Raw genomic sequence first — 25223 nt, 5'->3', positions numbered from 1 at the left:
ATCGTGATGGCTTCCTGGCTCGACTACACGCTCAACGGCCTCATCGTCGGCAATATCTACGCGCTGCTCGCGGTCGGGCTCGCGCTGATCTTCGGCGTGTCGCACTTGATCAACTTCGCGCACGGCTCGGTCTACATGGTCGGCGCGTTCATCGGCTGGCTGTGCCTGACGCGCTTCGGGCTGCCGCTGCCGGTCGCGCTCGCGGCGGTCGTCGTCGGCTGCGGCGCGCTCGGCATCGCGATCGAGCGGATCGGGCTGCGGCCGCTGCGCCATGCGGCGCGGATCGCGCCGCTGCTCGCGACGATCGGCATCAGCTTCATTCTCGACCAGCTCGCGCAGCTCGCATTCGGCGCGGACCCGCGCGCGGTGCCGACGCCGCTGCCCGACTGGCACCTGCGGATCGCCGGCGCGACGCTCGGCTCGCTCGACCTGCTGATCGCGGGCATCGGCATCGCGGCGGCCGCGCTCGGCAGCGTGAGCGGGCTGCTGGTCGGCATGTACTACAACAGCATCGATCCGGCGATGGGCTTCCAGGCGACGCTGAAGGGCGTGGTCGCGCTGCTGATCGGCGGGCTCGGCAACGTGCCGGGCGCGATCGCGGGCAGCCTGCTGCTCGGTCTCGTCGAAAGCTACGGCGTCGCGCTGTTCGGCACGAGCTATCGCGACCTGTTCGCGTTCGGACTGCTGATCGTGTTCCTCGTCTGGCGCCCGAACGGCTTGTTCAGCGCGAACCGCGCGCTGCCGCCCGAACCGATGACGGGCACCTTCCTCGCGGCCGCGAAGGCCGTGCGCGTGCCGCGCCCGGTGCTCGTCGTGCTGATCGCGCTGGCGGCCGTGCTGCCGTGGCTCGGCGCGTCGCCGTACGTGCTGCAGACGCTGACCAACGCCTGGTTGTACGGCCTGCTTGCGCTGAGCCTCACGCTCGTCGCGGGCACGGTCGGGCAGATCTCGCTCGGCCACGCGGCGCTGCTCGTGATCGGCGCGTATGCGTCGGCGCTGCTTTCGTCGGATCTCGGCTGGTCGCCGGCCGTGACGATTCCGTGCGCGGGCGCGATCACGGCCGTGCTCGGCACGCTGCTCGTCTATCCGGCGTTCCGGCTGCGCGGGCACTACGTGTCGATCGCGACGCTCGGCATCGGCGAAGTGGTGAGTCTCGTGATCCTGAACTGGGACGGCCTCACGCGCGGCCCGCTCGGCATCACCGGCATCGCGCCGCTGCCGTGGGCAACGACCGCGCGCGCCGCGTACTGGTTCACGTTCGCGGTGCTCGTCTTGTTCGCGCTCGTGCAGGTGCGGCTGCTGCGCTCGCATCTCGGCCGCACGCTGCGCGCGGTGCGCGAGGACGACATTGCGGCACGCGCGCACGGCATCGCGCCGAATCGCTACAAGGCGATCGCGTTCGCGGTCGGCGGCGTCGCGGCAGGCGTGAGCGGCGGCATCGCCGCGCACCTGTACAGCTACATCAATCACCAGACCTTCGATTCGCAGGTGTCGATCCTCGCGCTGACGATGGTGATCCTCGGCGGGCTCGGCAACGTGCTCGGCGGCATCGCCGGCGCGGTTGCGCTGATCGGGCTGCCCGAGCTGTTCCGCTGGGCGGCCGACTACCGGATGCTGATCTACGGCGTCGTGCTGCTGCTGCTCGTCCGGTTCCGGCCGCAGGGCCTGCTCGGCACGGTGTGAGGAGGAATGCGATGACCACCACCCGACCCTTGCTCGACGTGCAGGGTTTGACGCGCCGCTTCGATGGCGTGACCGCGCTCGACGGCGCAAGCCTGACGCTTGCCGACGGCGAACTGCTGAGCGTGATCGGGCCGAACGGTGCCGGCAAGTCCACGCTGTTCAACCTGATCGCGGGCGCCGACCGGCCCGATGCCGGGCGCGTGACGTTCGACGGCCGCGACATCACGGGCACGGCGCCCGAGCGGCTCGCGGCGCTCGGCATCGCGCGCACGTTCCAGCACGGCCGCGTGTTCGGCAACCTGAGCGTGCTCGACAACGTGTTGATCGGCGCGCATGCGCGGCTGCGCGCGGCACGGCCCGGCTGGCCCGCGCTCGGCGCGGCGGCCGAAGTGCTGCGCGCGCTCGTGCGGCCCGCGTCGGTGCGGCGCGAGGAAGCGGCGCTGCGCGAAGAAGCGCGCGCGATCGTCGCCGGGTTCGGCGAACGGCTCACGCCGCGCATCGATCATCCGGCGCACAGCCTGTCGTACGCGAACCGGCGGCGCGTGGAGATCGGCCGCGCGCTCGCGCTGCATCCGCGCCTGCTGCTGCTCGACGAACCGACGGCGGGGATGAACGAGACGGAAACGGCCGAGATGCTGCAATTGATCCAGTCGCTGAAGGCGCGCGGCCTGACGATCCTGCTGATCGAGCACAAGCTCGAACTCGTGATGCGCGTGTCCGATCGCGTGATGGTGCTCGACAACGGCGTGAAGATCGCCGAAGGCGCGCCGCGCGACGTGCGGCACGATCCGCGCGTGATCGAGGCGTACCTCGGCCGGCGTCATGCGGGCGGTGCTGCCGCGGAGCGCACGACGCAGGCGGCCGCATGAACACGCTTTCCTCCGGACCGGATACGACCATGACCGACGCGCTGCTGAAACTGGAACACCTCGACACGTTCTACGGGCCGGTGCAGGTGCATTTCGACGTGAACTTCGAAGTCGGCCGCGGGCAGATCGTCAGCCTGCTCGGCGGCAATGCGAGCGGCAAGTCGACGACGATGAAGCTGATTCTCGGGCTGATGCGGCCGCGCCGCGGTGTCGTGCGTTTCGACGGCGACGACGTGACGGCGCTCGCGACGCCGCAGCGCGTGCGGCGAGGGATCGCGGCCGTGCCCGAGGCGCGGCGGCTGTTCGGCGACATGAGCGTGCGCGAGAACCTGCTGATGGGGGCGTATACGCGCGGCGACCGCACGGCGGTGGCGGAGGATTACGTGCGCGTGCTCGACCTGTTTCCGCGCGTGAGGGAGCGGCTCGCGCAGCGCGCGGGCACGCTGTCGGGCGGCGAGCAGCAGATGCTCGCGATGGCGCGTGCGCTGATGGCGCGGCCGAAACTGATCTGCATGGACGAACCGACGATGGGGCTGTCGCCGCTTTACGTCGACAAGGTGCTCGAACTGATCGACGCGATCAACCGGCAGGGCGTGACGGTGTTCATGGTCGAGCAGAACGCGAGCCTCGCACTGGAGATCGCGCATTACGGGTATGTGCTGCAGACCGGGCGCGTCGTGCTCGAAGGGCCCGCGAAGGCGCTGCTCGACGATGAGCGCGTGCGCGATGCGTATCTGGGCGGCGAGGCGGTGGCGATGTAGTCGACGTGGCTCATGGCGCCACCGGTGTGCATCGCTAAAAATTGCGATGCATTCCGAAATGTCGGGCAGATTGTCGCTCAGTCGCCATCACCGCGATGGAAGCGCAGCGCCGCTGATGCCGCCGACGATAGCGACGATTGACGGCTGCGGCTCACCCGCATTTGATTGACCACACGCCCGATTCCACTGGCCTACGCTTCATCCGCACCCCTCCCCGCCGCCCGCGGAAACGTCAGCACCACCGCGAACCCGCCCGCGTCGGGAAACGCGAACCCGACGCGCCCGCCGTGCGCCTTCATCACTTCCTGCACGATCGCGAGCCCGAGGCCCGACCCGGTGCGCCGCTCGCTGCCGTCCGGTGCGATTCGCACGAACGGCTGCAAGGCGGCGTCCCAGTGCTCGCGCGGAATTCCGCGGCCGTTGTCGGTGACGGTCAGCGTGACCGCGCCGTCGACGTTGCCCGTGGTCGCGACCGATACGACGATGTCGTCCGCATGACCGTGCAGCAGCGCGTTGTGCAGCACGTTCGACAGCGCTTCCTGCAGGCTGATCGCATCGCCGTCGATCCAAGCGAGCGGCGCGTCGCTCGCGAACGCGACGGCCACGTCGCGCTCGCCCGCGAGCGGAATCGCGCGGCCGAGCACGCCCTTCGCGAGCGCGACGAGTTCGACGGGTTGCAGCGGCACGGCCTCGGTGCGATGGATCACCATCGCGTGATTGAGCAGCTGGCCGGTCAGGCGGCCGACATCCGCGGAAGTCGCGCGCAGCGCGTCGAGGCGTGCCGCGTGGCGCGCGGGATCGGCTTCGCCGTCGAGCAGTTCGATCTGCGCATCGAGCCGCGCGAGCGGCGTGCGCATCTGGTGCGCGGCATCGGCGATGAAGCGCTGCATCGCGTTGATGCGTTCGGCGAGGCGGCGTATCAACCCGTTGATCGACCCGATGATCGCGTCGATTTCGCTCGGCGTGTCGACGGCCACCGGCCGCAGGTCGGCCGGGTCGCGCGCGGCGATGATCGTGCCGATCTGCGCGAGCGGGCGCAGGCCGCGCCGGATCGCGAGGCCGCTCGCGCCGATCGCGAGCACGCTCATCAGCAGGATCAGCGTCCACACCTTGATGCTCATGTCGTTCGCGAGCTGCTGGCGCGCGTTGGTGGTTTGCGCAACGGTCACGAGCGCCCAGCCCGGCGTGCTTTCCTCGGGCATGTAGCGCGCAATGGTCGCGGTGCGGATCCGGTGCCCCTGGTAGACGGCATTCGCGAACGCGGGGCCCTGTTTCGCGGCGGCGAGTGTCGCGGGGCTCGCGAGATCGTTGTAGCCGGCCACGACGATGCCGCGCGAATCGACGACCTTGTAGTAGACGAGGTCGTAGCGCGACAGCGTCGACAGCGCAGCCACCGGCGGATTCAGTGCAAGCACGCCGCCTTGCACGTAGAGGTTCTCAGCGACCTGGATCGACGCGCCGGCGAGCAACTGGTCGTACGCGCGTTCGGCCGCGACACCCGCGTAGTAGCGCGCGATCGCCGCGAGTGCGAGTGCGCCGGTCGCGACGACGAGCGCGATGAACAGCAGCGTGCGTCCGAACAGCGTCTTCGGGAACCAGTCAATGCGCGGCAATCTGATACCCCATCCCGCGCGCGGTGCGAATCTCGACCGAGCTGCCCTGCAGCTTCCTGCGCACCCGCGTCACGTACTGCTCGACCGCGTTCGCGGTCGGCTCGTTGCCGAAGCTGAACAACTGGTTCAGCAGTTCTTCCTTCGAGAAGATGCGCTGCGGTCGGCTCGCGAGGATTTCGAGCAGCGCGAATTCCTGGCGCGACAGCGACAGCGGCTGGCCGTCGAGTTCCGCGAGGCGGCTGCTGCGATCGATCACGAGGCCGCCGAGCGTCAGCACGTCGTTCGCATGGCCGCTGTTGCGGCGCAGGAGCGCCTGCACGCGCGCATCGAGTTCGCGGTAGTCGAACGGCTTCACCAGATAGTCGTCGGCGCCGAGGCCGAGGCCGCTCACGCGGTCGTCGATCGCCGAGCGCGCGGTGACGAGCAGCACGGGCGTCGTGCTGCCCGACGCGCGCAGGTGGCGCAATACCGCGAAACCGTCCATGCCGGGCAGGTTCGCGTCGAGCACGACGAGGTCGAAGCGCTCGACGCGCAGCAGCCCGTTCGCGGTCGCGCCGTCGGTTTCGAGATCGACCGCGTGGCCGAGCCGCGCCAGGCGGCTGTGGATCGCCGCGCCGATTTCGGCATCGTCCTCCACGACGAGAATGCGCATGGTGCCGTTTTGCAGGTGGATGGATTAGGGGTTTTCCCGAGGCCGGGATGTCAGCATTTTCTCAGACTCGGTCGATAACCTGTGTCGAGCCGGAAGAAGCACGCAAGGACGGCATTAATACCAGAAATATTCAAGGAGACGGCAACATGCAGCAAGTCACGGGCACGACGCACGCGCGGCGCAGCGCGCCGCCGACCCTCGCGTGGCCGTTTGCCGACCGTCGCACGGCGGCGCGCGCATGACCACGTCGCCGCGCCGCCGCGCATTGATCGCCGCCGGGCTCGGCGTGCTCGCCGCGCCGTCGCTCGTGCGCGCGAAGCCGCGCACCGTGCGGATCTCGAAAGGTTATGGCGTGCTGTACCTGCCGCTGCTCGTGATGGAGAAGCAGCGGTTGTTCGAGCGGCACGCGGCACGGCACGGCGTGCGCGACGTCGCGGTCGACTGGGTGCTGCTCGACGGCGGCAATTCCGTCAACGACGCGATGATGGCCGGCACGCTCGATTTCGCGGGCGCCGGCGCGCCGGGCTTCATCGAGCTGTGGGCGCGGGCGCGCGGCATTCCGAACGTCGAGGTGATCGGCATCAGCGGGCTGTCGACCACGTCGCTGTCGCTGAACGCGAACCGTCCGGGCCTCATGTCGCTGCGCGACTTCACGTCGTCCGACCGCATTGCGGTGCCCGGCATCCGCACGTCGTTGTCGGCCGTCGTGCTGCAGATGGTCGCGAGCCGGCAGCTCGGTCCGAAGCATTTCGCGCAGCTCGATTCGATCACCGTGAACTTGCCGCATCCGCAGGCGATGCAGGCGCTGATCCGCCGCGAGAACGGCGTCACCGCGCACTTCACGTCGCCGCCGTTCTCGACGCTCGAGTTGCGGCAGGCGGGCATCCACTGCGTCGTGAGCTCGGTCGACGTGCTCGGCCCGCTGACGCTCGACGTCGTGTTCGCGCCGAAGCGGCTCGTCGATACGGAGCCCGCGCTGGCCGTCGCGTTTATCGGCGCGCTCGACGAGGCGAACCGCCTGATCGCGCAGGACCCGCGCGCCGCGGCCGCGCTTTATGCGGCGTCGTCGGGCGTCGGCGTGTCGCACGACGACGTGATGCGGATGCTCGCCGCGCCGGACACGCGCTTCTCGGTGCGACCGAACCAGCTGATGGACTACGTCGAATTCCTGTACCTGGCCGGCACGATCAAGGCGAAGCCGCGCGCATGGCACGAGATGTTCGCGCCGATGCTCGACGACTACCGGTCGGGCTGAGCGCCGGCGACGGCCGACAGGCGACATACACCGAAACACCCCCGCGCCCGCGCCGTCGTTGCGCGCGGCGCCGATTCAACCGACACGCAACCGATTCACGCAAGGAGCCCGTAGTGAACGCTACCGAAACCCTGGACCCCGCGTCCGCCGAAGAACAGCGCATCATGTCGAAGGTGGCGCGGCGCCTGCTGCCCATCCTCGTCGTGATGTTCCTGATCGCGTTCATCGACCGGCAGAACGTCGGCTTCGCGAAACTGCAGATGGTGCACAGCCTCGGGATGACGGAGGCCGCGTTCGGGCTCGCGTCGTCGCTGTTCTTCATCGGCTACCTGCTGTTCGAGGTGCCGAGCACGCTCGCGCTGCATCGCTACGGCGCACGCGTATGGCTCGCGCGGATCATGCTGACGTGGGGCCTCATCACCGTGCTGATGGGCTTCACGACGTCGATGCCCGCATTCTGCTCGCTGCGCTTCCTGCTCGGCATCGCCGAGGCCGGTTTCTATCCGGGCGTGATCTACTACCTGACGCTGTGGTTTCCGCAGAGCTACCGCGCGAAGGTGCTCGGCATCTTCACGCTCGGCAGCGCGCTCGCGAACATGCTCGGCTCGCTGGTCGGCGGCGTGCTGCTGAGCCTGAACGGCGTGTGGGGGCTGGCGGGCTGGCAGTGGGTGTTCGTTGCAACCGGCATTCCGGCCGTGATCGTCGCGATCGTCGTGTTCCGCGTGCTGCCCGCGTCGTTCCGCGAGGCGCCGTTCCTCGACGAGCGCGAGAAGCAGATCGTCGCGGCCGCGCTGGAGCGCGAGAAACCCGCGCAGGCCGAGCACGGCCAGCCGTGGAAGGCGCTGCTCGATCCGCGCGTGATGCTGTTCGCGGCGACCTACATGCTGATGTCGACGTCGCTGTACGGCGTCACGTACTGGCTGCCGACGCTCGTGAAATCGTTCGGCGTGTCGAGCACTACGAACGGTTTCCTGAGCATGCTGCCGTGGGCGCTCGCGGTGGTGCTGCTGGTGTGGCTGCCGGCGAAGCTGCGCCGCGCGAAGAGCATCCTGCGCACGATCGCGATCGTCGCGGCGCTCGGCGCACTCGGCTTCCTGCTGAGCCTCGTGCTGCCGTCGACGCCGTTGCGCTTCATCGCGCTCGTGCTCGGCGGCGCATGCATCCCGCTGCTGTATCCGTGCTTCTGGTCGATGCCGCCGCGTTATTTCACCGGCGCGCGGGCGGCGGCGAGCGTCGCGGCGATCAACTCGATCGGCAACCTCGGCGGCTTCTTCAGCCAGAACCTGATGCCGTTCGCGGGCAAGGTGACGGGCACCGCGTTCGGGCCGATGATCGTGCCGATCGTGTGCCTCGCGCTGCTCGGGATCGGCGCGCTGGTCGCGTGGACGCGGTCGGAGCGGGGGATGGTGGCGGCGCGGGTGTGATGCTCATGGATTCGCGGCTGCTCCAACCGGTTCACGCTCCTGGAGCGTGCCGGTGTGCTACCGTGCGGTCCATTGGCACACGTGGGGAATGCAATGAATTCCGCGACGAAGTTCGCGTTTCGGATCGATCCGCAATTGCTTGAAGCCGCTGAATCCGTTCTGGCGAAAAACGAGACGCTCTCTGCGTTCATCGAATCGGCATTGCGCGCTCGTATCGCGCGGCGACGCCTGCAGCGCGAGTGTGTCGCGCGCGGTCTCGCATCACGCGACGAGGCGCGGCGTACCGACGACAACGTCGCTGCTGCGGACGTCCAGGCTGAACTCGCGCGCATGCTGAAAGCGGCACGGGCGACAAAAGCGGCCGAGTAAGCCATCCGGACGGCGATCCGTGCATCGCGGACGCAAGTCACGATCCTCGCCGTCCGGCATCAACGAGAAGACGACTACCGCTGACCGCGTAGGCGACGCGGCGCAACCGCATTCCGCCGCCTACCCGTGCGAAGCCTCATCTCCGCCATGCGCAACCGCCACCGGCTCATGCGACAGCGGAATCTCCACCTCGACCGTCGTACCTTCGCCGAGCCTTGTCGCGATCCGCAGCGTGCCGCCGACCAGATACGCACGCTCGCGCAAGCCGACCAGCCCGAACGAGCTCGACTTGCGCGGTGCACCGGGATCGAATCCCGTGCCGTCGTCGCAAATCGTCAGCGCGATCGTCTCGTCCCGGTGCACGAGGTCCACGTCCGCATGCGACGCGGCCGCGTGCCGCGCGACGTTCGCGAGCGCTTCCTGAGCGATGCGGAACACGGCCGTCGCGTACGGTTCGTCGAGCTGCAGTTCGGGCGGGTCGACGTGCAGCGTGCACGCGATCCCGTGACGGTGCCGGAAATCCTCCACGAGCCATTGCATCGCCGCGGCGAAGCCGAGATCGTCGAGCATCAGCGGTCGCAGGTCCGACGCGATGCGCCGCGTTGCGGCGACCGCGCCGCGCGCCATCGTGTGCATCGCCGCAATCTTGCGCGCAAGCAGCGCGTCGTCCTGCGGCACGTGGTCGATCAGCCATTCGAGATCGTTCGTCAGCGTTGCGAGCAGCTGCGCGAGTTCGTCGTGCAACTCGCGCGCGATGCGACGCTGCTCGGCCTCGCGCGCGGTCGCGCTGATCGCGGCGATCTCGCGCAGATCCTCGCGTGACGCCTGCAGCGCACGCTCCGCACGCACGCGCTCCTCGACTTCGCGCCGCAAGTCGCGGTTCGATGCGCTCAGTTGCTCGGTGCGCGCGGCGACGCGCTGTTCGAGCCGTTCGTTCGCCTCGTTCAACTGCGCGCTCTTCTGCACGATGAGCAGATGCTGGTGGCGCTCGCCGGCCAGCGCGCGCACCGTCTGCGCATGCAGCCGGCCGTTCTCGAACAGCATCGCGAACAGCACGACGCCGGACGCGACGAGGCCGTACGCGCGGCCCGCGTAGAAGCCGAGATCGTAGCGCCCGTGATTGAGCATCGACGACAGCGCGATGTCGAACAGCCACGCGACGAGCACGGTCATCACCCACAGGTCGAGCACGGAATGGCGGCGCCGCTGCCGCCACATCAGCATCAGCGCAACCAGGTTCAGCCCCCAGACGACCGTGATCGCGTTCTTCATGTTCGCGGCCATCCGGTTGCCGTGCATGATGCGCGGCAGCAGGTCGTGGCCGGCGGTCGCGAGCACCGCGAGCGCGGCCGTCGCGCCGACCGCCGCGGCGATGCAGAGCACCACCGGAATCGCCGCGCGGCGCTGCGGGGCCGGGATCGGGCGCGCGCGCGACGCCGCGCGCAGCAGCGCGTACGCGGCGACCGCGAGCGGAAAGCCGCCGTGCCAGAACAGGTACAGCCAGGCCGTGGTCTGGTCGCCGGCGCCGAGCAGGCCCGTCGGCGTGAACAGCCCCGGGAAGGTCAGCATGTGCGTGCCGGCCATGAAGGCCGTGAACAGGTAGCCGCCCGCGAGCGCGAGCAGCGATTTCTCGCGCAGGATCGCGTACTGGCCGAGCAGGAGGCCGGCCGTCACCATGTCGTTGACGACGATCGCCGACTGGTACACGGGGATGAACGCCCAGCCCTGCGCGAGCGGCATGCCCGCGAACGGCGCGAGCGCGGCGAAGATCGCGGCCGACACGAGCACGGTCGCGATCGCGAGCCGCCGTTCGGGCCGGCCCGGCGGCAGCGACGACATGAACAGGCGCGACGTGTCCGGATCGTCGTCGTCCGCGGGGGCGGGCGGTAAGTGGAGGGCGGTCGTCATGCGTCGTCGAAGCCGGGGTCGAGATCGTGGCGCATCGCGTAGCGGACCAGCGCGGCTTCGTGCGGCAGTTCCATCTTCTCGAGGATCCGCGTCTTGTACGTGCTGACCGTCTTCGCGCTCAGCGCGAGTTCGGACGCGATCTGCGTGACGGTCTGGCCCGCGACGATGCGGTGCATCACGTCGAGCTCGCGCGCGGACAGCCGTTCGTGCGGCAGCATCTGAGCCCGCGTGCGCAGCGTGCGCGTGAGGCTTTCGGCCGCCGACGGGCTCACGTAGACGCCGCCCGCCGCGACCTTGCCGACGGCGTCGACGAGCTCGGCGGTCGCGCTGTCCTTCGTCAGGTAGCCGGTTGCGCCGGCCTTGAACGCGCGCGCCGCGTACTGCGCCTCCGCGTGCATCGTCAGCACGAGCGTGCGCAGCGACGGCGCGTGGCTCTTGATCATCCGGATCAGCTCGATGCCGGTCGGTGCGGGCATCGACAGGTCGAGCAGCAGCACGTCGGCGGCGCCGCGCTCGGCCAGCGCGAGCGTGGCCGAGCCGTCGCTCGCCTCGCCGACGATTTCGAAACCGCCGGCCATCTCCAGGATGTGACGCAGTCCGTCCCGCATGACTGCGTGATCGTCAGCCAGAATTACCCTGATCATCGAGCGACCCTCTTCGGGATGACGCCGCGGGCCCTGCCGTCCGGTTGCCGCCGCGACTGTTCTTCCGATCAATATATTCCGCCCAATCCCAAAACGGTACACATCCGGGAAATTTTCGAGATATCCGACCCCGGAATGTGTACTGAACCGAAGTAATCGATGAGAAAAGGCGCAGCGTGGACCGCTTGTGCATAGGGTATTCCCTGGTGGCCGATGCACCCGGGGCGGACCGGCGCGGCGTCACGCGAAGCGCCCCGCGAGCGGCCCCGATTCGGGGCTAAACTGGTGCCCGATGCCACCGCGCCAACCGAGGAGCCCCGCGATGATCGACCTTGCCGATATCCTGCCGTCCGCACTGCCTGCCGCCGTCGCCTGGGCCGAAGCGGAGGCGGCGCGCGGGATCGCGCGGGGCGTGCCGCTGACGCCGGCGCAGGCCGACGACGCGCGCAAGGTGGGCGTCGCGCAGCCGCAGCGGGTCCGCGTCGTGACCGTCGAGCGCATGCCGTTCCCCGAAACGCCTTCGCTGGCCGCGATCGCACGCGACACGGGGCTGCTGTCACCGGGGACGATCGGGCTCACGCTCGGCCATGCGGTGTACGTGCTGCGCGGGCAGGACACGCGCCGCCTGCTGACCCACGAATTCCGTCACGTGCATCAATACGAGGCCGCCGGGTCGATCGGTGCGTTTCTCGCGCGCTATCTGTACGAGATCGCGACGGTCGGGTACCACGACGCGCCGCTCGAGGCGGATGCGCGGCAGCACGAGTTCGATTGACCTCCGACGCCGGCACGACCGCGCGCACCTCGCGATGAACGTTTCCCACGCCACTGCCGGCCCGGTGTTCGCACACCGGGCCGCGCCGCTTTGGAGCGCGCGATGAGCGACACGATCCACGCATGGATCGGCGCGATCGGCGCGCATCCGCTGCTCGTGCTGGCGATCGTGTTCGTGACCGCGTGCGCCGAGGCGATCGCGCTGGTCGGCACGGTCGTGCCGGCCGGTGCCGTGATGTTCGCGGCCGGCGCGCTGATCGGCGCGGGCGCGCTCGACGGGTGGACGACGATCGGCGTCGCGGCCGTCGGCGCCGTGGTCGGCGACGGAATCAGCTACGAGCTCGGGCGGCACTATGGCGGGGTGATCCGCAACGCGTGGGCGCGCTTCGGCTACGCGGCCGCTTACTCGCGCGGCGAGGAGTTCGTGCTGCGTCACGGCATGAAGAGCATCGTGCTCGCGCGCTTCCTCGCGCCGGTGCGCGCGGTCGTGCCGGTCGTCGTCGGCTGCGCGATGCTGCCGCGCCGGTCGTTTTATCCGGTCAACGTGATATCGGCACTCGTGTGGGCGCCCGTGCATGTGGCGCCGGGCATCCTGTTCGGCGCATCGGCCGTCCTGGCCGCGGCGATCAGCGTGCGGGTCGCCGCGATCCTGGCGGTCGTCGCCGCGCTGGTCGCGCTGGTGTGGATCGGCGTGCGCGTCGCGCTGCGGCGCGGCTGGCCGCTGCTGCGTCGCGCACTCGTCGAAGTCGTGCACGCGTGCGCGCGCCGCTGGCCGCGCATCGGCGCGCGGCTGCACGACACGATCGCGCGCGGGCGCCGCCTGCCGGGCGCGGTGCCCGTGCTCGCGCTGCTGTTCGTCGGCTGCGTGTGGCTGTTCGCGGGGCTCGTGCAGGATGTCGTCTCGAACGATCCGCTGATGCAGGCGGACATCGCGCTGTACGCGTTCCTGCAGAACCTGCGCACGCCGCCCGTCGATGCCGCGATGCGCGCGCTCGCGGTGCTGCACGGGCACGATACGGGGCTGATCGTCGCGGCCGCGTTTCTCGTCTGGCTGATGATTCATCGCTGCTGGCTGACGTCCGCGTGGTGGCTCGCGACGATCGGCATCGCCGTCGTGCTCGTGCCGGCGTTCGGCGCGGGCGTGCCCGGTGCGACGCCCGCGAGCCTGCCGCCCGGCGCGCTGCACGTGCCGCTGCCCGATGCCGATGCGGCGTTCGCGATTCTCGCGAGCAGCGGCCTCGGCTGGGTGCTGGCGCACGACGGGCCCGCGCGGTGGCGCATCCCGGTCGTGACGGCCGTCGGGCTGTGGGTCGTGCTCGGCGGCTTCGCGCGGCTGTACGTCGGCGACACGTGGTTGTCGGGTTTGCTCGGCGGCTGGAGCCTCGGGCTTGCCTGGTTCGCGGCGCTCGCCGGCGCTTATGCGTACTGGCGCGTGCGCGAGCATGTGCAGCCGAGGGGCGCAGTCGTCGCGGTGGTCGTGGTGCTCGCGACGACCGGCGTATGGACGGTTCCCGCGCAATGGCAGCTCGACCGCGCGGCGCGCCCGCATGTCGGCGACGTGGTCGCGATGACCGTCGACCAGTGGATGCGCGGCGGGTGGCAGCGCGTGCCGACGCGGCGCACCGAGATCGGCGGCGACCGCGAGGAATATCTGCCGCTGCAATGGAGCGCGACGTCGGACACGCTCGATCGCCATCTCGCGCAGGCCGGCTGGCAGCGCGCGACGCCGTGGTCGCCGGCCACCGCGCTGCGCTGGCTGTTGCCGCAGGCGCCGGCCGACACGCTGCCGGTGCTGCCGCGCTACACGCATGGCGAGAGCACGCGCCGCGTGTTCGTCCGCGTCGATCCGGACCACCCGGAAAGCCGTGTCGTGCTGCGGCTGTGGCGTTATCCGTACGTGCTGCAGGATGCGCTCGGCACGCGGCCGCTGTGGTACGGCGCACTGTATCGCGAGACGCTGCACCGGCCGGCGCGGCTGATGACGATCGTGCGGACGACGCCGATCGACGATGCGGCGGCGATTGCGCAGGCGCTGGCGGTCGAGCCGACGATCGAGCATCCGTCGGCGGGAATGAATGCCGCGCCGGCCGGAATTCTGCTGGTGTGGATGACCAGGCCGTGAGCGGGCAGGCGGGCCGCGCGCCGCTTACGCGCGCGCCGGCTGCGCGGGGACGACGGACAGGCGCAGGCCGACCGTCTTGAGCACCGCGAGCAGGGTTTTCAGCGTCGGGTTGCCGTTGGGGGACAGCGTGCGATACAGCGATTCGCGGCTGATGCCGGCTTCGGCCGCGACGGCGCCGAGCCCGCCGTACGCTTCCGCGACCGTGCGCAGCGCGAGCAGGGCGGCCGCGCGGTTGTCGGGATCGTCGAGCGATTCCATGGCGACGCGCAGATAGGCCGCCGCGAGTTCACGATCGGCGCCGAGTTCGGCGACTTCCGCGTCGTGGTGCGATACCGCGCCTTTGAGTGTGGTCACATTTGCCTCCGTTTCCAGTTCAACCAGTGTTCCTTTGCGCGCCCGATGTCGTCGGGTTGACTGCCCTTGTCGCCGCCGGACAGCAGCAGCAGCACCAGTGCCCCGCCGCGCCGGCCGAAGTACACGCGATAGCCGGCGCCGACATGGATGCGCAGTTCGATCACGCCTTCGCCGACAGGCACGCAATCGCCGAAGTTGCCCGACTGCACTCGGCGCAGGCGTTCGCGAATCCGTGCCTGAGCGGGCTTGTCGCGCACGGCGTTCAGCCATTCGGTGAAAGGCTCGCGACCGTCGTCGCGCTGATAGCGAAGCAGTTCGAACTTGGATAGCATTGTAACTTATAAGCTACAGAAGCGGTGAGGGAAACGAGGCGGCCATGCGGCCTGCCACAGGCGGTGTGAGCGGGGTGCAATGCACGTGGCGCCGGTCGTCGGATCGAGGCGGCGTGCAACGTAACGGCGCCGCGGCCGGCGCGCATGCGACGCCTTCATGGTTCGGGGTTTCAGGCAGCGAAGCCGGCTTCCCGGACGACGATCATTCTTTCATCCGGTGCGTATGGCGGCGATTCGGCCGAATGGCCGGTGTCGATGGCGCGATGACGAGGCACGCGCCGTGGGCGGGGTGTCGGGAGGGAGTGATGTGAACGGCAAACCTGCCGGCGTCGGCGCGTCGCGCGCCTGTCATGCCGACAGGTCTTCCCGCCTTACTGCTTCGCCGGCGCGGCCGTTGCGACCTTGTCGAGCGCGGCCGGGATGTACGTGTCGAGCTGCGCGGTCACCGATTCGTAGAAGTCGATCGGCTTGCCCCAGGCGTCGGGCACGTCGACGTGCTTGCCGGACGCATATTCGGCGAGCGTGAACACCTTGCCGGCCGCCGACGGATAGAGCGCGAGCACCTTCTCCTTGTGCTTGTCGGTCATCGTCAGGATCACGTCGGAATGCTTGACGTCGTTCGCGTTCAGTTGCACCGAGCGGTGCGCGGACGTGTCGAGGCCGCGCCGCTTCATCAGGATCACGCCGTTTTCCTCGGGCTTTTCGTCGTACGGATCCTCGTCGACCGCGCGCGAGATCACCGCGACATGCGCGTGGCGCTGCGCGATCAACTGGCCCGCGATCGCTTCGGCCATCACGCTGCGCCCGGTGTTGCCGGTGTCGACGAACGCGACCTTCTTCGGTTCGTCGGCGAACGCCGACGTCGCGCACTGGATGCCGGCGCAGCAGAGCAGCGCAAGCGTGTTGAGGGTGTGGCTTCTTTTCATTGATGTCTCCGCCATGGTGGGGTGATGTCGCCCCGGCATGGCGCCGAGGCTTGCGGGAGATCATGACGGCCGTGTGCGGCGAAAAAAAATAAACGACCGGTTTTCGCAAGACGGTGTCGCTTCGTTGCAAGCGGACACGGTGGCGGCGCATGCGCCGTGCGCCTTGCGCCGGCGCAACGGCGAGCGCCTGTCGGGTTTCTCGCAGGCATTCAAGCGCCGGTACAGCCTGTCGACGGCCGCGTATCGCAGCGGCGTGCCGCGGGACGGCGGCCATCGATGAATCGCGGTACGATCGATTGCCTTCCCGCCGACATCCCCTTCACGAGAGAACCCGCATGATCACGCTTCGCCCGATGACCGAGGACGATTTTCCGCGTTTCTGGCCGACCTACCGCGCCATCGTCGCCGCTCAGGAAACCTATGCATTCGATCCCGCGCCGACGCCCGAAGCCGCGCGCGCACTATGGCTCGACGCGCCGCTCTGCACGTGGATCGCCGAAGAGGACGGCGTGGTGCTCGGTTCGTACTACCTGAAGGCGAACGCGGCCGGGCCCGGCAATCACGTATGCAACTGCGGCTACATGGTGAGCGAAGCCGCGCGCGGCCGCGGCGTCGCGCGCCTGATGTGCGAGCACTCGCAGCAGGTCGCGCGCGAGCGCGGTTTCCTCGCGATGCAGTTCAACTCGGTGGTCGCGACGAACGAGGTCGCGGTCGCGCTGTGGCAGAAGCTGGGATTCGAGATCGTCGGCCGCCTGCCGCGCGCGTACCGTCACGCGCGGCTCGGATTCGTCGATTGCTTCGTGATGTTCAAGTGGCTCGGCGACGCGGCGGCCGCCGAAGCCTGAGCACGCAGCCGCTTCGTCAGACGGCGAACGCGCCGTCGAACACGATCCGCTCGTCGAGCGCGAGCGTGCCGCGCGCGAAGATCAGGTCGAGATGGTGGCTGCCGTTTTCGCCGCCGCCGAGCCCGAGATGCAGGCCCGGATGGCGTTCCTCGAATCCTGCATTGCGGCCGTACAGCCCGCGGATCCCGAGGTTCGTGCCGATGCCGAATTCCTCGATCCGCCGGTGATTCGCGTGCCGGTCGAGATAGGTCGAGAAGTCGCGCCGGAAGCCCGCGTCGTCGCTGTCGAAATCGACGATCGTGCTGTTCTCGACGTGCAGCGTCGCGAGCCGCTCGGTCACCTTGTACTTGATCGCGAACGGCACGGTGCCGAGAAACGTGCCGCTGAACACGACCGAGCCGCTCAGGTCGGTGACGTGCGTCGCGATCTCGCCGGGCACGACGTCGAGATTGCCCATCCCGTCCACGCTCGTCCATTTCTGGTCCGGCGCGAGCGAGCCCGTCAGCGTGTTGCCGGCTTCGTCGATGAAGCGGATCTGCGATGCGCGCGCGGCCGCGTCGATCAGCCGGCCGTTGCGTGCCGCGATGTCGTCGAGCGATTCGGCGAATGCCTCGTCGAGATGCGGGCCGTAATCCTTGAATAAAACCGACTTGCCCCAATGCTCGACGATCGCGGGGCGGATCGCGGCAAGGAACGGCGGCCCGCTCGGCGACGGCGTCGGCAGGCACGACGAGTCGTACAGCAGCACGAACAGATCGGCGCGATCTAGCGCGGCGGCGATGTCGGCGGGCGGGGTGGTTTCGAGGCAGAGGGTGGTCGCGTCGAGCGAATCGGGCAGGGCGGCAAACGCGCGCAACGCGATGTCGCGGTTGCGGGTGTCATAACCGACCAGCAGTTTTCCCGACTCGCCGCGCGCGAGCTTGTCGCGCAGCGCGGGGTGAAAGCCGAGCGCGCGGTGCAGGTTCAGCATGCGTGTCTCCGGAAGCGGCGGAAGGGCCGTGGCCCTTCCGCGAGAACGGGTGGCCCGCTCAGACCGGCCAGAGCGCGGTGCCGAACGGCACCACGGCGTCCTCGACCATCATGTCGACGGCCTCGGGGTGCGTGTCTTCCTGCATCCAGTCAAGCAATTCGATCTGCTGGGTTTCCTGCATGTCAATTCTCCTGTGGTGAACATGAGTGATTCAACATGAAAGCGTGGCTAAAAGATCGCCGCTCCTCATCCGGAATTTCGTGAATGCCGGGCGAGTGGCGTCGATAATAGTCTGACGAATTTGCGAATGCAATGCGTTGCAAGGTTTTTAGCCAAAGGCTGCTAAACACGGGAAATTTCGGCAGAAGATGCGGAAAAAGGCAGATAAATCGAATAACGGGACCGAGCTTATTTTCCAAATATCGGGACCGCGGCCGGTTAAATGATTCCGGCGATTCTTTTAAATCGGAAATGCAATGGCGCCGATCATTTCGAATCGCGTCATTCATGAAAGACGATCGCACGCGGCAACCGCGCGCGTGGCCGGGCACGGCGGCGCCCCCGGTTTTCTGGCACCATCGGACGATCTTGCGCGACGGCCGCGGCCGCGCGCGCCGCCGTCCCGGCGGCACGACCCGAACAACGATGGAGACAACCGATGCCCACGGCGCTGCAACCGGAGCGTGCCGGCCCGTCGCGGCCGGACGCCGACGCAACCGACCCCGACCGCATGGCCGCGTGGCGGCTCGCGATCTGCCTGTCGCTCGGCAGTGCGATCGCGCTCGGCCTTGCACGCTTTTCGTATGCGCTGCTGTTGCCGCCGATGAAGGCGGATCTCGGCTGGACGTTCGCGCAGGCCGGCGCGCTGAACACGGCGAACGCCGCGGGCTACCTGATCGGCGCACTCGCGTTTCCGTTGCTGTCGCGGCGCTGGCATGCGGGCACGCTGCTCACGGCCGGCTGCGCGCTGACCGCGTTGCTGATGGCCGCGTGCGGATTCACGTCGGACATGCACGTGCTGCTCGTGCAGCGGCTCGCGACCGGCGTCGGCAGCGCGCTGATCTTCATCAGCGGCGGCGTGCTGGCCGCACGGCTCGCATCGGCATCGCCGCGCGATGCGGGGCTGCTGCTCGGTCTCTATTACGGCGGCACGGGATGGGGCATCGTCGCGTCGTCGCTGCTCGTGCCAGCCACGCTCACGCATGGCGTGCACGGCTGGCAGCCCGCATGGTTTGCGCTCGCGTTCGCGTGCGTGCTGTTCTCGGCGGTGGCCGTGTCGGCCGCGCGTCGCATCGAGCACGCGCATGCGGCACCAGCCACGCCGCGCGACGGAACAGCATCGGCCGTCACCGCGAGCCCGGCCCGCTTCGCGCTCGCGCTGGCCGGTTACGGCCTGTTCGGCGTCGGTTATATAGGCTACATGACGTTCATCGTGGCGCTGCTGCGCGGCGCGGGGATGAGCGGCACGGTGGTATCCGCGTTCTACGTGATGCTCGGCGTCGCGACCGTCGTCTCGGCGCGGCTGTGGTCGCGCCTGCTCGACCGGATGCGCGGCGGCCAGGCGCTGGCCGTGCTCAACGCGCTGCTCGGCATCGCGACGCTGATGCCCGCGATGTTCGTGCATCCGGCCGCCGCGTTCGCGTCGGGCGTACTGTTCGGCGCGACGTTCCTGTCGGCTGTTGCATCGACCACCGCGTTCGTGCGGCACAACCTGCCGCCCGATGGCTGGGCGAAAGGGATCAGCGCGTTCACGACCGTCTTCGCGTTCGGTCAGATTGCCGGGCCTGTCGCGATCGGCTGGGTGTCGGACAGCGCGGGGCTCGCGCGCGGGCTCGTGTATTCGGCGCTGACGTTGTTCGCGGGCGCCGCGCTCGCGGCCGGGCAGCGTGCGTTGCGGCCTGCCGCGTAGTCACGCAAAGGTCAACGCGCGCACGCCGTGCGCGACACGCGGTGGAACGCGCGGCTGAAGTAGATGAGGCTGTCGCCGTCGTCGCGCACGCGGATCGACGTCGCCTCGATGAACATCACCGAATGCGAGCCGACTTCCTTCATCTCGGCGATCGTGCCCTGCAGGCTCGCGAGCGCGTCGCGCAGCACGGGCACGTCCTGCTCGCCGCGATCCCACACGGGCAGCTCGAAGCGCCGCTCCATCGGCAGGTCGGTGAGCCCCGCGAAATGCCGCGCGAGCAGTTCGTGCTCGGCTGGCAGCACGTTGATGCAGACATGGCGGTTGCGCTCGAAGGTCGCGTGCATCGCGCTCGACCGGTTCAGGCACACGAGCAGGGTCGGCGGCGCGTCGGTGACGGAGCATACGGCGCTCGCGGTGATCCCGCAGCGGCCGTGCGGCCCGGCGGTGGTGATCACGTTGACGGCCGCGCCGAGGTGGGCCATCGCTTGCCGGAACGCTTTCTGCGCGTCGGTCGGTTCGACGCGTGCAGGTCGCGCGCCAGCGGGCGTGGAGATCGTGGAGGATGTGACGGACATGGGCGCTCCCGGGAGGACGAAGGCGGCGATCGTGCGCGCTGCCGGTGCGGCGTTCGATCGTCGACGATGACCCAAGCGTACGTCGCGAAAATGCGGACGACCATTCGCACGATTGACGATGAAGATGGCGTTCTCGCCAACGTGTCTAAAGGTTCTACCTAGATGCGCGGCGCGCTGCGCGAAAAAAGCGCGATTGTGCGTTCGTGCGGCACGTAAAAGGGTGTTCAGCGGGTTTTCGGCTCGTTATGATGTATCGCACACCCCCAGCGAACGACGCTCGCGACGAGCCGGCAACCGGCCCCATGCGCGGTGCGTGCGATACCCATACCTATATTTTGCGAGACACCCGCGATGACGTCACCCGCACCGATCGTATACATCGTCGACGACGACAGCGGCATGCGCACGTCGCTCGCGTGGTTGCTCGAATCGGTCGGCATCGCGTCCGAAGGGTTCGCGAACGCCGCCGACTTTCTCGCGCGCTTCGACGTGAACCTGCCCGCGTGCCTGGTACTCGACGTGCGGATGCCGGAGAAAAGCGGCTTCGACGTGCAGGCGGAACTGAATGCGCGCGGCGCGACGCTGCCGGTGATCTTCGTCAGCGGGCACGGCGATATCCCGATGTCCGTGCGTGCGCTGCAGAACGGCGCGATCGATTTCGTCGAGAAGCCGTATAACTCGCAGCAGATGCTCGAGCGCGTGCAGCGCGCGCTGCGGCTCGCGCAGCAGCGGCATGCGGTCGGCCAGCGCCACCGCGAGCTGCGCCAGCGGCTCGATGCGCTGACCGCGCGCGAGAAGGAAGTATTGCGCGGCGTGGTCGACGGCAAGGGCAGCAAGCAGATCGCGTCGGACCTGTCGATCAGCGTGAAGACCGTCGACGTGCATCGCGCGAGCATCAAGGAGAAGCTCGGCGCGACATCGATCGCCGCGCTCGTGCGCGACGTGATGGTCGTGTGGGGCGACGACGGGGAGTCGTCGCGCTAGCGGTTCGCTTGCAAGCGCACGTGCCCTGCGTACGGCACCGGTCGGCACCGCGCGATCGATGCGCACCGCCGCTCAGCGCATGTACAACCCGCCGTTGATATCCCAGCACGCACCGTTCGCGAAATGCGCGTCGCCCGACGCGAGCAGCACGGTTGCGTCCGCAACGAAGCCGGCCGATCCGAGCTTGCCGCCCGGCAGGCTCGCGAGCACCTGACGAAGCTTTTCCGGCGCGACGCTTTCATACACGATCGGCAGATCGAGCGGGCCCGGCGAGATCGCGTTGACGGTCACGCCCTGCGAAGCGAGGTCGCGCGCGAACACCTTGGTCAGCGTCAGCGTGCCGCCTTTCGCAGCCGCGTAGTGCGCGCCCGTCGCGGAGCCGCCGTTCTGCCCGGCGAGCGACGCGATGTTGACGATGCGGCCCGCGCCGCGCGTCGCGAAGTACCGGCCGAACACCTGGCAGCCGAACAGCACGCTGCGCAGGTTCACGTCGATCACCTGGTCGAACTGCTCGGCCGTGATCTCCATCGCGGGCACGACCTTCGATGCGCCCGCGTTGTTGACGAGCACGTCGATCGTGCCCCAGCGTGCGACGAGCGCATCGCGCGCGGCTTCGAAATCGCGCTTCGACGTGACGTCGAGCGGCAGCGCGATCGCGCGTTCGCCGCTCTGGTCGAGCGCGCGCGCGTGCGCATGAATCGCGTCGGCGGCAATATCGGCCAGCGCGACGCGGTAGCCGGCCGCATGAAAGCGTTCGGCGATGACGGCGCCGAGCCCGCGCGCGGCGCCGGTGACGAGGACGATTCGCTCTGACATGGTGCGTGATTCCCTGGTTTGCGGGCGCGCGCTTATCGAAGCGGCGATCGCATCGTGGTTCATGCGGCGAGTGCCGCTTCGAAGTGTGCCGCGATCGCGCATACCTGTTCGTCCGCGCCCTTGCGCCCGACGATCTGCAAGCCGGCCTTCAGCGGCGAACCGGCCAGCGGCAGCGGCATGCTCAGCGCCGGATGGCCGCTCAGGTTGAACGGCCGGATCAGCGACGACATTGCGATGACCGATACGCCGTCGCGCGCCTGCTGCAGCGTGATCGGCAGCGCGGGCAGCGTCGGCAGGACCAGCACGTCGGCGCGTTCGAGCGCGGCATCGACCTGCGCAGTGAAACGCGCGCGGATGGCTTCGGCCTCGGCGAGTGCGGCCGGTGTCGTCGTCGCGGCCGCGCGCAGCCGAGCATCGAGATCGGCGCCGAGCTTGGCCGTCGCGACCAGATGGCCGAACGCGCGCGACGTTTCCGCGTTGATCACGGCGAGCCCCGCGGCGAACGCGGCCGGCATCTCGTCGAGCACGATGGGATGCGAGCGCAGGCCCGATGCGCGTAGCGCCGCATCGAGCGCGGCCGCGATCGCCGGATCGGCGTCGACGGTGATTTGCGCGATCGTGCAGTTCGCCGACGATGCCACCGCACGCGCACGATCGAAACCCGGCGCGATTGCGGCCATCACCGCGGCCAGCGTGCGGACGTCGCGTGCGAACGGCCCGACGCAATCGAGCGTGGTGTCGACGGGCGCCACGCCGCGCCGCGACACGCGACCGAACGTCGGCTTCAGCCCGAATACGCCGCAGCACGCGGCCGGCCCACGAATCGAGCCGCCCGTGTCGGTGCCGAGCGCCGCATCGACTGCGCCGAGCCCGACCAGCGATGCGGAGCCGCTCGACGAGCCGCCGGGAATGCGCGATGCGTCCTGCGGATTGACGGGCGTGCCCGTGTAGTCGTTGATGCCGGTCATGCCGAACGCGAGTTCGTGCATGTTCGCCTTGCCGGCGATCTGCCAGCCCGCGTCGAGCAGCAGGCGGACCACGTCCGCATGCTGTGCTGCCGGCGGCGCATCGGCGAGCGCACGGCTTGCCGCGCGGGTCGGATGGCCGGCGATGTCGATCGTGTCCTTGATCGCGATCGTCGGGCCCGGGCCGCCGAGCGTGAAGGTGTCGATGAATCCTGTCATGGTCGGTGTCGTGAAGAGGCTGTAGAAGGCATCAGGCCCGTGGCGCGACGGCGAGCGGCCACGGGCCGTCGAGCACGCGCTCGGTGCGGAAATGGCGGATCAGCCAGGCGGAACCGTCGGCGGCCGGCGCGAAATCGACGGTCAGCCGCGCGGCGATCAGCTCGGCCGTGCCGTCCGCGTAGCGCGACGCCTGCAGCATGATCCAGCGGCCGCGCGCGCTCGCGTTGCCGGCGCGGATCTCGATCGATTCCGACGTCAGGAAATGCAGGTTCGCCGCGAAGTGCGGATCGGGCGGCAGATAGCGACGCAGCATCGCGACGATCGCGGCCGTGCCTTCGAGGCGGCCGAACTTGCGCGCATACTGCGCGCCGATGCCTTCCCACACGGCATCGGCCGTGAACAGGCCGGCGAGCGGCAGGCCGTCGCCGGCATCCTCGGGCACGTCGCACAGCGCCATGTAGCGCGTGATCGCCGCGCGCACCGCGCGCTCGGCGTCGAGCGCCGCGATACGCTGCGCGAGCGCATCGATCAGGCCGGGTGACAGGTCGGTCATCGCTTGCCTCACGACGCGGGTCGCGCGGCCGGCGGCACGGTCAGTGCGCGGCCGACCCGTGCCTCGATCTTGCCGTAGCGCCACAGGTTGTATTCGCCGACGGGCGTCGTGCGATACAGGTTGCACACGGCAACCGTCGTGTCGAAATCGGCGACGTCGGCCATGATGTAGAACGTCCACGGCGCGCCGTCGGCCTGGCCGACCACGAGGCGATCGTCGTCCATCACGCCGAGCACGCGCACGCCGGGCATCGCTTCGACGGCCGCGAGCATCGCGCCGTACGCCTGCCACACTTCGCCGATCTTCTCGCGCGGCAGATCGAAGAAGTTTTGCGACACGCCGCAGCAGAACAGGACGCGCAGCGGCAGCGGATTCGAATCGGACATGTCAGGTTCTCCAGAGGAATCGGTCGAGTGCATGAGTTAGCCGGCGGCGGCGCTTCGGCATGGGCTTCATGCACGTTCAAAAAAATGCTTCGGTCGATGCGGGTTACAGATAGCCGGGAAACGGCGTGACACCGGTAAACACCGCGCCGGCGCCGTCGAAGTTGCCTTCCGCGAGAAACGCGTGCTGCGTGACGACCATCGCGTCGCGCAGCAGCCGCTGCAACGGATGCGAACGGTAGATCGCGGCCGTGCCGCCGAGCCGGTATGCGCGTTCGACGACGCTTGCGCCTTCGCGCGCGATCTGCGTGGCCGCGAGCCGCAGCAGGCTGACCTGGTCGGGCGTCACCGGGTTGCCCGCGAGAATCGATTGCCAGACCGTGTCGGTCGCGTCGTAGAAGAACGCGCGCGTCGAGCGCAGCTGCGCCTCTGCTTTCGCGAGCTCGATGCGGAAATACGCGCGATCGGCGAGGCGCGGTGCGCCGGTCGTCGTCTGGCGTCCGCCCGACATCCGGTTCGCGACGTCGAGCGCCGCGCGCGCGAGGCCGAGGTTGACGACGGCCAGCACCTGCGCCGCATACGCGACGGTCGGATAGCGGTACAGCGGCTCGTCGACGGTCGGTTCGCCGCCGCGCACGAAGGTCCATGCTTCGGGCACGAAGCGGTCGTCGACGCGCAGGTCGTGGCTGCCGGTGCCCTGCATGCCGACCACGCTCCAGTTCTCGACGATCTCGACGTCGGCGGCGCGGAACACGGCCGTGCGCGGCTTGTTCGGCGCGGCGTCCTGCGCGCCCGGCACGGCGATGCCGACGCCGAGCCAGTCGGCGCCCTTGCAGCCGCTCGCGAATTTCCACGTGCCGTTCACGCGCCAGCCGCCGGGCGCGGGCTGCGCCGGCTGCACCGGGAACAGGCCGCCCGCGAACACCTGGTCGGGGCCGCTCGCGTACAACTCGGTCTGGGTGTCGAGCGGCAGCGCGGCGAGATAGACGTTCGCGGAGCCGAAGCTCGCGACCCACGCGGCCGAACCGTCGGCGGTCGCGATCCGTTCGATCATGTCGAGGAACGCGGTCGGCGCGAGCGCATCGCCGCCGAAGCGGCGCGGCGTGCCCGCGCGATAGATGCCGGCCTGCTTGAACAGCGCGATCACGTCGCGCGGCACGTGCGACAGGCGGTCGAATTCTTCGCGTCGTGCGGCGACGGTCTCGATCACGGCGTCGAGCGGCGACAGCTGCCCGGCGAGGTTGCCCGCCACGAGCGGCGAGGTCGGCGCGGGTTCGATGGCGAGGGCGGCTTGGGGCATGGCTGTCTCCTGGGCGGA

26 protein-coding genes are annotated in these 25223 nt (G+C 69.1%); 11 read left to right on the top strand and 15 right to left on the bottom strand.

All coding sequences use genetic code 11. The annotated features are described in order from the left end of the window. The first annotated feature begins 6 nt into the window (after nucleotides 1–6). From GD429_RS09300 to GD429_RS09290, 3 genes are read left to right on the top strand one after another with little or no spacing between them, the layout of a single operon-like run. The gene (locus GD429_RS09300) at nucleotides 7–1683 is read left to right on the top strand and encodes an ABC transporter permease (protein ID WP_152856753.1); all 1677 of its coding nucleotides are present in this window, start codon (nucleotides 7–9) and stop codon (nucleotides 1681–1683) included. Nucleotides 1684–1694: 11 nt separating this feature from the next. Next, nucleotides 1695–2552, top strand: a complete 858-nt coding sequence (locus tag GD429_RS09295) for an ABC transporter ATP-binding protein (RefSeq protein ID WP_096475072.1) — start codon at nucleotides 1695–1697, stop codon at nucleotides 2550–2552. Beyond that, the gene (locus GD429_RS09290; protein WP_152856665.1) at nucleotides 2549–3313 is read left to right on the top strand and encodes an ABC transporter ATP-binding protein; all 765 of its coding nucleotides are present in this window, start codon (nucleotides 2549–2551) and stop codon (nucleotides 3311–3313) included. The genes GD429_RS09295 and GD429_RS09290 overlap by 4 nt, the downstream gene beginning before the upstream one ends. A 191-nt stretch (nucleotides 3314–3504) precedes the next feature. Here the strand turns inward: GD429_RS09290 and GD429_RS09285 are convergent, their stop codons facing one another. Both GD429_RS09285 and GD429_RS09280 read right to left on the bottom strand, forming a co-directional pair. Next, on the bottom strand, nucleotides 3505–4926 hold the full coding sequence (locus GD429_RS09285; RefSeq protein WP_152856664.1) for a sensor histidine kinase: 1422 nt from the start codon (nucleotides 4924–4926) through the stop codon (nucleotides 3505–3507). Beyond that, on the bottom strand, nucleotides 4913–5578 hold the full coding sequence (locus GD429_RS09280; protein ID WP_152856663.1) for a response regulator transcription factor: 666 nt from the start codon (nucleotides 5576–5578) through the stop codon (nucleotides 4913–4915). Before GD429_RS09280 ends, GD429_RS09285 begins: the two co-directional genes overlap by 14 nt. 238 nt (nucleotides 5579–5816) lie before the next feature. Here GD429_RS09280 and GD429_RS09275 point away from each other — a divergent pair, with 238 nt between their 5' ends. From GD429_RS09275 to GD429_RS09265, 3 genes are all read left to right on the top strand, one after another. Continuing rightward, the gene (locus GD429_RS09275; protein WP_152856662.1) at nucleotides 5817–6833 is read left to right on the top strand and encodes an ABC transporter substrate-binding protein; all 1017 of its coding nucleotides are present in this window, start codon (nucleotides 5817–5819) and stop codon (nucleotides 6831–6833) included. Between the two features lie 113 nt (nucleotides 6834–6946). Continuing rightward, a complete protein-coding gene (locus GD429_RS09270) occupies nucleotides 6947–8257 on the top strand; it encodes an MFS transporter (protein ID WP_321574490.1) in 1311 nt (436 codons plus the stop codon). Nucleotides 8258–8350: 93 nt separating this feature from the next. Then, entirely contained in the window at nucleotides 8351–8626 is a 276-nt protein-coding gene (locus tag GD429_RS09265) for a YlcI/YnfO family protein (RefSeq protein ID WP_152856661.1), read from the top strand. A 120-nt stretch (nucleotides 8627–8746) separates the two neighbouring features. On the opposite strand, the gene GD429_RS09260 is transcribed toward GD429_RS09265, so the two are convergent. Further along, nucleotides 8747–10534, bottom strand: a complete 1788-nt coding sequence (locus GD429_RS09260) for a sensor histidine kinase (protein WP_152856660.1) — start codon at nucleotides 10532–10534, stop codon at nucleotides 8747–8749. Further along, entirely contained in the window at nucleotides 10531–11178 is a 648-nt protein-coding gene (locus GD429_RS09255; RefSeq protein ID WP_152856659.1) for a response regulator transcription factor, read from the bottom strand. Before GD429_RS09255 ends, GD429_RS09260 begins: the two co-directional genes overlap by 4 nt. Before the next feature lie 322 nt (nucleotides 11179–11500). Between GD429_RS09255 and GD429_RS09245 the strand changes: the two genes are divergently transcribed. Together GD429_RS09245 and GD429_RS09240 are read left to right on the top strand one after the other, a co-directional pair. Further along, nucleotides 11501–11953, top strand: a complete 453-nt coding sequence (locus GD429_RS09245; protein ID WP_152856658.1) for a hypothetical protein — start codon at nucleotides 11501–11503, stop codon at nucleotides 11951–11953. Nucleotides 11954–12055: 102 nt separating this feature from the next. Beyond that, entirely contained in the window at nucleotides 12056–14074 is a 2019-nt protein-coding gene (locus GD429_RS09240; protein WP_152856657.1) for a VTT domain-containing protein, read from the top strand. Between the two features lie 24 nt (nucleotides 14075–14098). Here GD429_RS09240 and GD429_RS09235 read toward each other — a convergent pair whose 3' ends face one another. From GD429_RS09235 to GD429_RS09225, 3 genes are all read right to left on the bottom strand, one after another. Further along, nucleotides 14099–14428, bottom strand: coding sequence for an addiction module antidote protein (locus tag GD429_RS09235; protein WP_321574489.1), 330 nt, complete (start codon nucleotides 14426–14428; stop codon nucleotides 14099–14101). Then, a complete protein-coding gene (locus tag GD429_RS09230; RefSeq protein WP_152856656.1) occupies nucleotides 14425–14760 on the bottom strand; it encodes a type II toxin-antitoxin system RelE/ParE family toxin in 336 nt (111 codons plus the stop codon). The genes GD429_RS09235 and GD429_RS09230 overlap by 4 nt, the downstream gene beginning before the upstream one ends. Before the next feature lie 371 nt (nucleotides 14761–15131). Next, nucleotides 15132–15686, bottom strand: coding sequence for a protein tyrosine phosphatase (locus GD429_RS09225; RefSeq protein WP_152856655.1), 555 nt, complete (start codon nucleotides 15684–15686; stop codon nucleotides 15132–15134). A gap of 335 nt (nucleotides 15687–16021) precedes the next feature. Between GD429_RS09225 and GD429_RS09220 the strand changes: the two genes are divergently transcribed. Next, a complete protein-coding gene (locus GD429_RS09220) occupies nucleotides 16022–16531 on the top strand; it encodes a GNAT family N-acetyltransferase (RefSeq protein ID WP_152856654.1) in 510 nt (169 codons plus the stop codon). Between the two features lie 16 nt (nucleotides 16532–16547). Here the strand turns inward: GD429_RS09220 and GD429_RS09215 are convergent, their stop codons facing one another. Together GD429_RS09215 and GD429_RS41600 are read right to left on the bottom strand one after the other, a co-directional pair. Continuing rightward, on the bottom strand, nucleotides 16548–17501 hold the full coding sequence (locus tag GD429_RS09215) for a leucyl aminopeptidase (RefSeq protein ID WP_152856653.1): 954 nt from the start codon (nucleotides 17499–17501) through the stop codon (nucleotides 16548–16550). 58 nt (nucleotides 17502–17559) lie between these two features. Continuing rightward, entirely contained in the window at nucleotides 17560–17682 is a 123-nt protein-coding gene (locus GD429_RS41600; protein ID WP_006479692.1) for a hypothetical protein, read from the bottom strand. Nucleotides 17683–18159: 477 nt separating this feature from the next. Here GD429_RS41600 and GD429_RS09210 point away from each other — a divergent pair, with 477 nt between their 5' ends. After that, nucleotides 18160–19410 (top strand): YbfB/YjiJ family MFS transporter, encoded by a 1251-nt coding sequence (locus GD429_RS09210; protein WP_152856652.1) that lies wholly within the window; start codon nucleotides 18160–18162, stop codon nucleotides 19408–19410. An 11-nt stretch (nucleotides 19411–19421) separates the two neighbouring features. Here the strand turns inward: GD429_RS09210 and hpaC are convergent, their stop codons facing one another. After that, nucleotides 19422–19985: a 4-hydroxyphenylacetate 3-monooxygenase, reductase component gene (hpaC, locus tag GD429_RS09205; RefSeq protein ID WP_152856651.1), complete on the bottom strand. Its 564-nt coding sequence runs from the start codon at nucleotides 19983–19985 to the stop codon at nucleotides 19422–19424. Between the two features lie 351 nt (nucleotides 19986–20336). On the opposite strand from hpaC, the gene GD429_RS09200 reads away from it, so the two are divergent. Then, nucleotides 20337–20969, top strand: coding sequence for a response regulator transcription factor (locus GD429_RS09200; protein WP_044845365.1), 633 nt, complete (start codon nucleotides 20337–20339; stop codon nucleotides 20967–20969). 72 nt (nucleotides 20970–21041) lie between these two features. On the opposite strand, the gene GD429_RS09195 is transcribed toward GD429_RS09200, so the two are convergent. The 5 genes from GD429_RS09195 to GD429_RS09175 all read right to left on the bottom strand — a co-directional run bounded on the left by GD429_RS09195 (nucleotide 21042) and on the right by GD429_RS09175 (nucleotide 25205). Then, on the bottom strand, nucleotides 21042–21785 hold the full coding sequence (locus tag GD429_RS09195) for an SDR family NAD(P)-dependent oxidoreductase (RefSeq protein WP_152856650.1): 744 nt from the start codon (nucleotides 21783–21785) through the stop codon (nucleotides 21042–21044). Nucleotides 21786–21844: 59 nt separating this feature from the next. After that, a complete protein-coding gene (locus GD429_RS09190; protein ID WP_152856649.1) occupies nucleotides 21845–22969 on the bottom strand; it encodes an amidase in 1125 nt (374 codons plus the stop codon). Nucleotides 22970–23000: 31 nt separating this feature from the next. Beyond that, nucleotides 23001–23522 (bottom strand): nuclear transport factor 2 family protein, encoded by a 522-nt coding sequence (locus GD429_RS09185; protein ID WP_152856648.1) that lies wholly within the window; start codon nucleotides 23520–23522, stop codon nucleotides 23001–23003. An 8-nt stretch (nucleotides 23523–23530) separates the two neighbouring features. Beyond that, nucleotides 23531–23908, bottom strand: a complete 378-nt coding sequence (locus tag GD429_RS09180; RefSeq protein ID WP_011660268.1) for a hypothetical protein — start codon at nucleotides 23906–23908, stop codon at nucleotides 23531–23533. A 103-nt stretch (nucleotides 23909–24011) separates the two neighbouring features. Further along, entirely contained in the window at nucleotides 24012–25205 is a 1194-nt protein-coding gene (locus tag GD429_RS09175) for an acyl-CoA dehydrogenase family protein (RefSeq protein ID WP_152856647.1), read from the bottom strand. Nucleotides 25206–25223: the final 18 nt, after the last annotated feature.

Source organism: Burkholderia sp. BE17 (assembly GCF_009362305.1).
Taxonomy (GTDB): Bacteria; Pseudomonadota; Gammaproteobacteria; order Burkholderiales; family Burkholderiaceae; genus Burkholderia; species Burkholderia pyrrocinia_C.
This window is presented reverse-complemented; position numbering and strand designations above follow the sequence as displayed.

Bases quoted from the DNA above. Each gene is read 5' to 3' on its own strand.
- GD429_RS09255 (WP_152856659.1), bottom strand. From the start codon at position 11,178: ATGATCAGGGTAATTCTGGCTGACGATCACGCAGTCATGCGGGACGGA.
- GD429_RS09240 (WP_152856657.1), top strand. From the start codon at position 12,056: ATGAGCGACACGATCCACGCATGGATCGGCGCGATCGGCGCGCATCCG.
- GD429_RS09225 (WP_152856655.1), bottom strand. From the start codon at position 15,686: ATGAAAAGAAGCCACACCCTCAACACGCTTGCGCTGCTCTGCTGCGCC.
- GD429_RS09220 (WP_152856654.1), top strand. From the start codon at position 16,022: ATGATCACGCTTCGCCCGATGACCGAGGACGATTTTCCGCGTTTCTGG.
- GD429_RS09300 (WP_152856753.1), top strand. From the start codon at position 7: ATGGCTTCCTGGCTCGACTACACGCTCAACGGCCTCATCGTCGGCAAT.
- GD429_RS09230 (WP_152856656.1), bottom strand. From the start codon at position 14,760: ATGCTATCCAAGTTCGAACTGCTTCGCTATCAGCGCGACGACGGTCGC.
- GD429_RS09200 (WP_044845365.1), top strand. From the start codon at position 20,337: ATGACGTCACCCGCACCGATCGTATACATCGTCGACGACGACAGCGGC.
- GD429_RS09295 (WP_096475072.1), top strand. From the start codon at position 1,695: ATGACCACCACCCGACCCTTGCTCGACGTGCAGGGTTTGACGCGCCGC.
- GD429_RS09215 (WP_152856653.1), bottom strand. From the start codon at position 17,501: ATGCTGAACCTGCACCGCGCGCTCGGCTTTCACCCCGCGCTGCGCGAC.
- GD429_RS09175 (WP_152856647.1), bottom strand. From the start codon at position 25,205: ATGCCCCAAGCCGCCCTCGCCATCGAACCCGCGCCGACCTCGCCGCTC.
- GD429_RS09190 (WP_152856649.1), bottom strand. From the start codon at position 22,969: ATGACAGGATTCATCGACACCTTCACGCTCGGCGGCCCGGGCCCGACG.
- GD429_RS09265 (WP_152856661.1), top strand. From the start codon at position 8,351: ATGAATTCCGCGACGAAGTTCGCGTTTCGGATCGATCCGCAATTGCTT.
- GD429_RS09195 (WP_152856650.1), bottom strand. From the start codon at position 21,785: ATGTCAGAGCGAATCGTCCTCGTCACCGGCGCCGCGCGCGGGCTCGGC.
- hpaC (WP_152856651.1), bottom strand. From the start codon at position 19,985: ATGTCCGTCACATCCTCCACGATCTCCACGCCCGCTGGCGCGCGACCT.
- GD429_RS09290 (WP_152856665.1), top strand. From the start codon at position 2,549: ATGAACACGCTTTCCTCCGGACCGGATACGACCATGACCGACGCGCTG.
- GD429_RS09185 (WP_152856648.1), bottom strand. From the start codon at position 23,522: ATGACCGACCTGTCACCCGGCCTGATCGATGCGCTCGCGCAGCGTATC.
- GD429_RS09180 (WP_011660268.1), bottom strand. From the start codon at position 23,908: ATGTCCGATTCGAATCCGCTGCCGCTGCGCGTCCTGTTCTGCTGCGGC.
- GD429_RS09275 (WP_152856662.1), top strand. From the start codon at position 5,817: ATGACCACGTCGCCGCGCCGCCGCGCATTGATCGCCGCCGGGCTCGGC.
- GD429_RS41600 (WP_006479692.1), bottom strand. From the start codon at position 17,682: ATGCAGGAAACCCAGCAGATCGAATTGCTTGACTGGATGCAGGAAGAC.
- GD429_RS09260 (WP_152856660.1), bottom strand. From the start codon at position 10,534: ATGACGACCGCCCTCCACTTACCGCCCGCCCCCGCGGACGACGACGAT.
- GD429_RS09245 (WP_152856658.1), top strand. From the start codon at position 11,501: ATGATCGACCTTGCCGATATCCTGCCGTCCGCACTGCCTGCCGCCGTC.
- GD429_RS09280 (WP_152856663.1), bottom strand. From the start codon at position 5,578: ATGCGCATTCTCGTCGTGGAGGACGATGCCGAAATCGGCGCGGCGATC.
- GD429_RS09210 (WP_152856652.1), top strand. From the start codon at position 18,160: ATGCCCACGGCGCTGCAACCGGAGCGTGCCGGCCCGTCGCGGCCGGAC.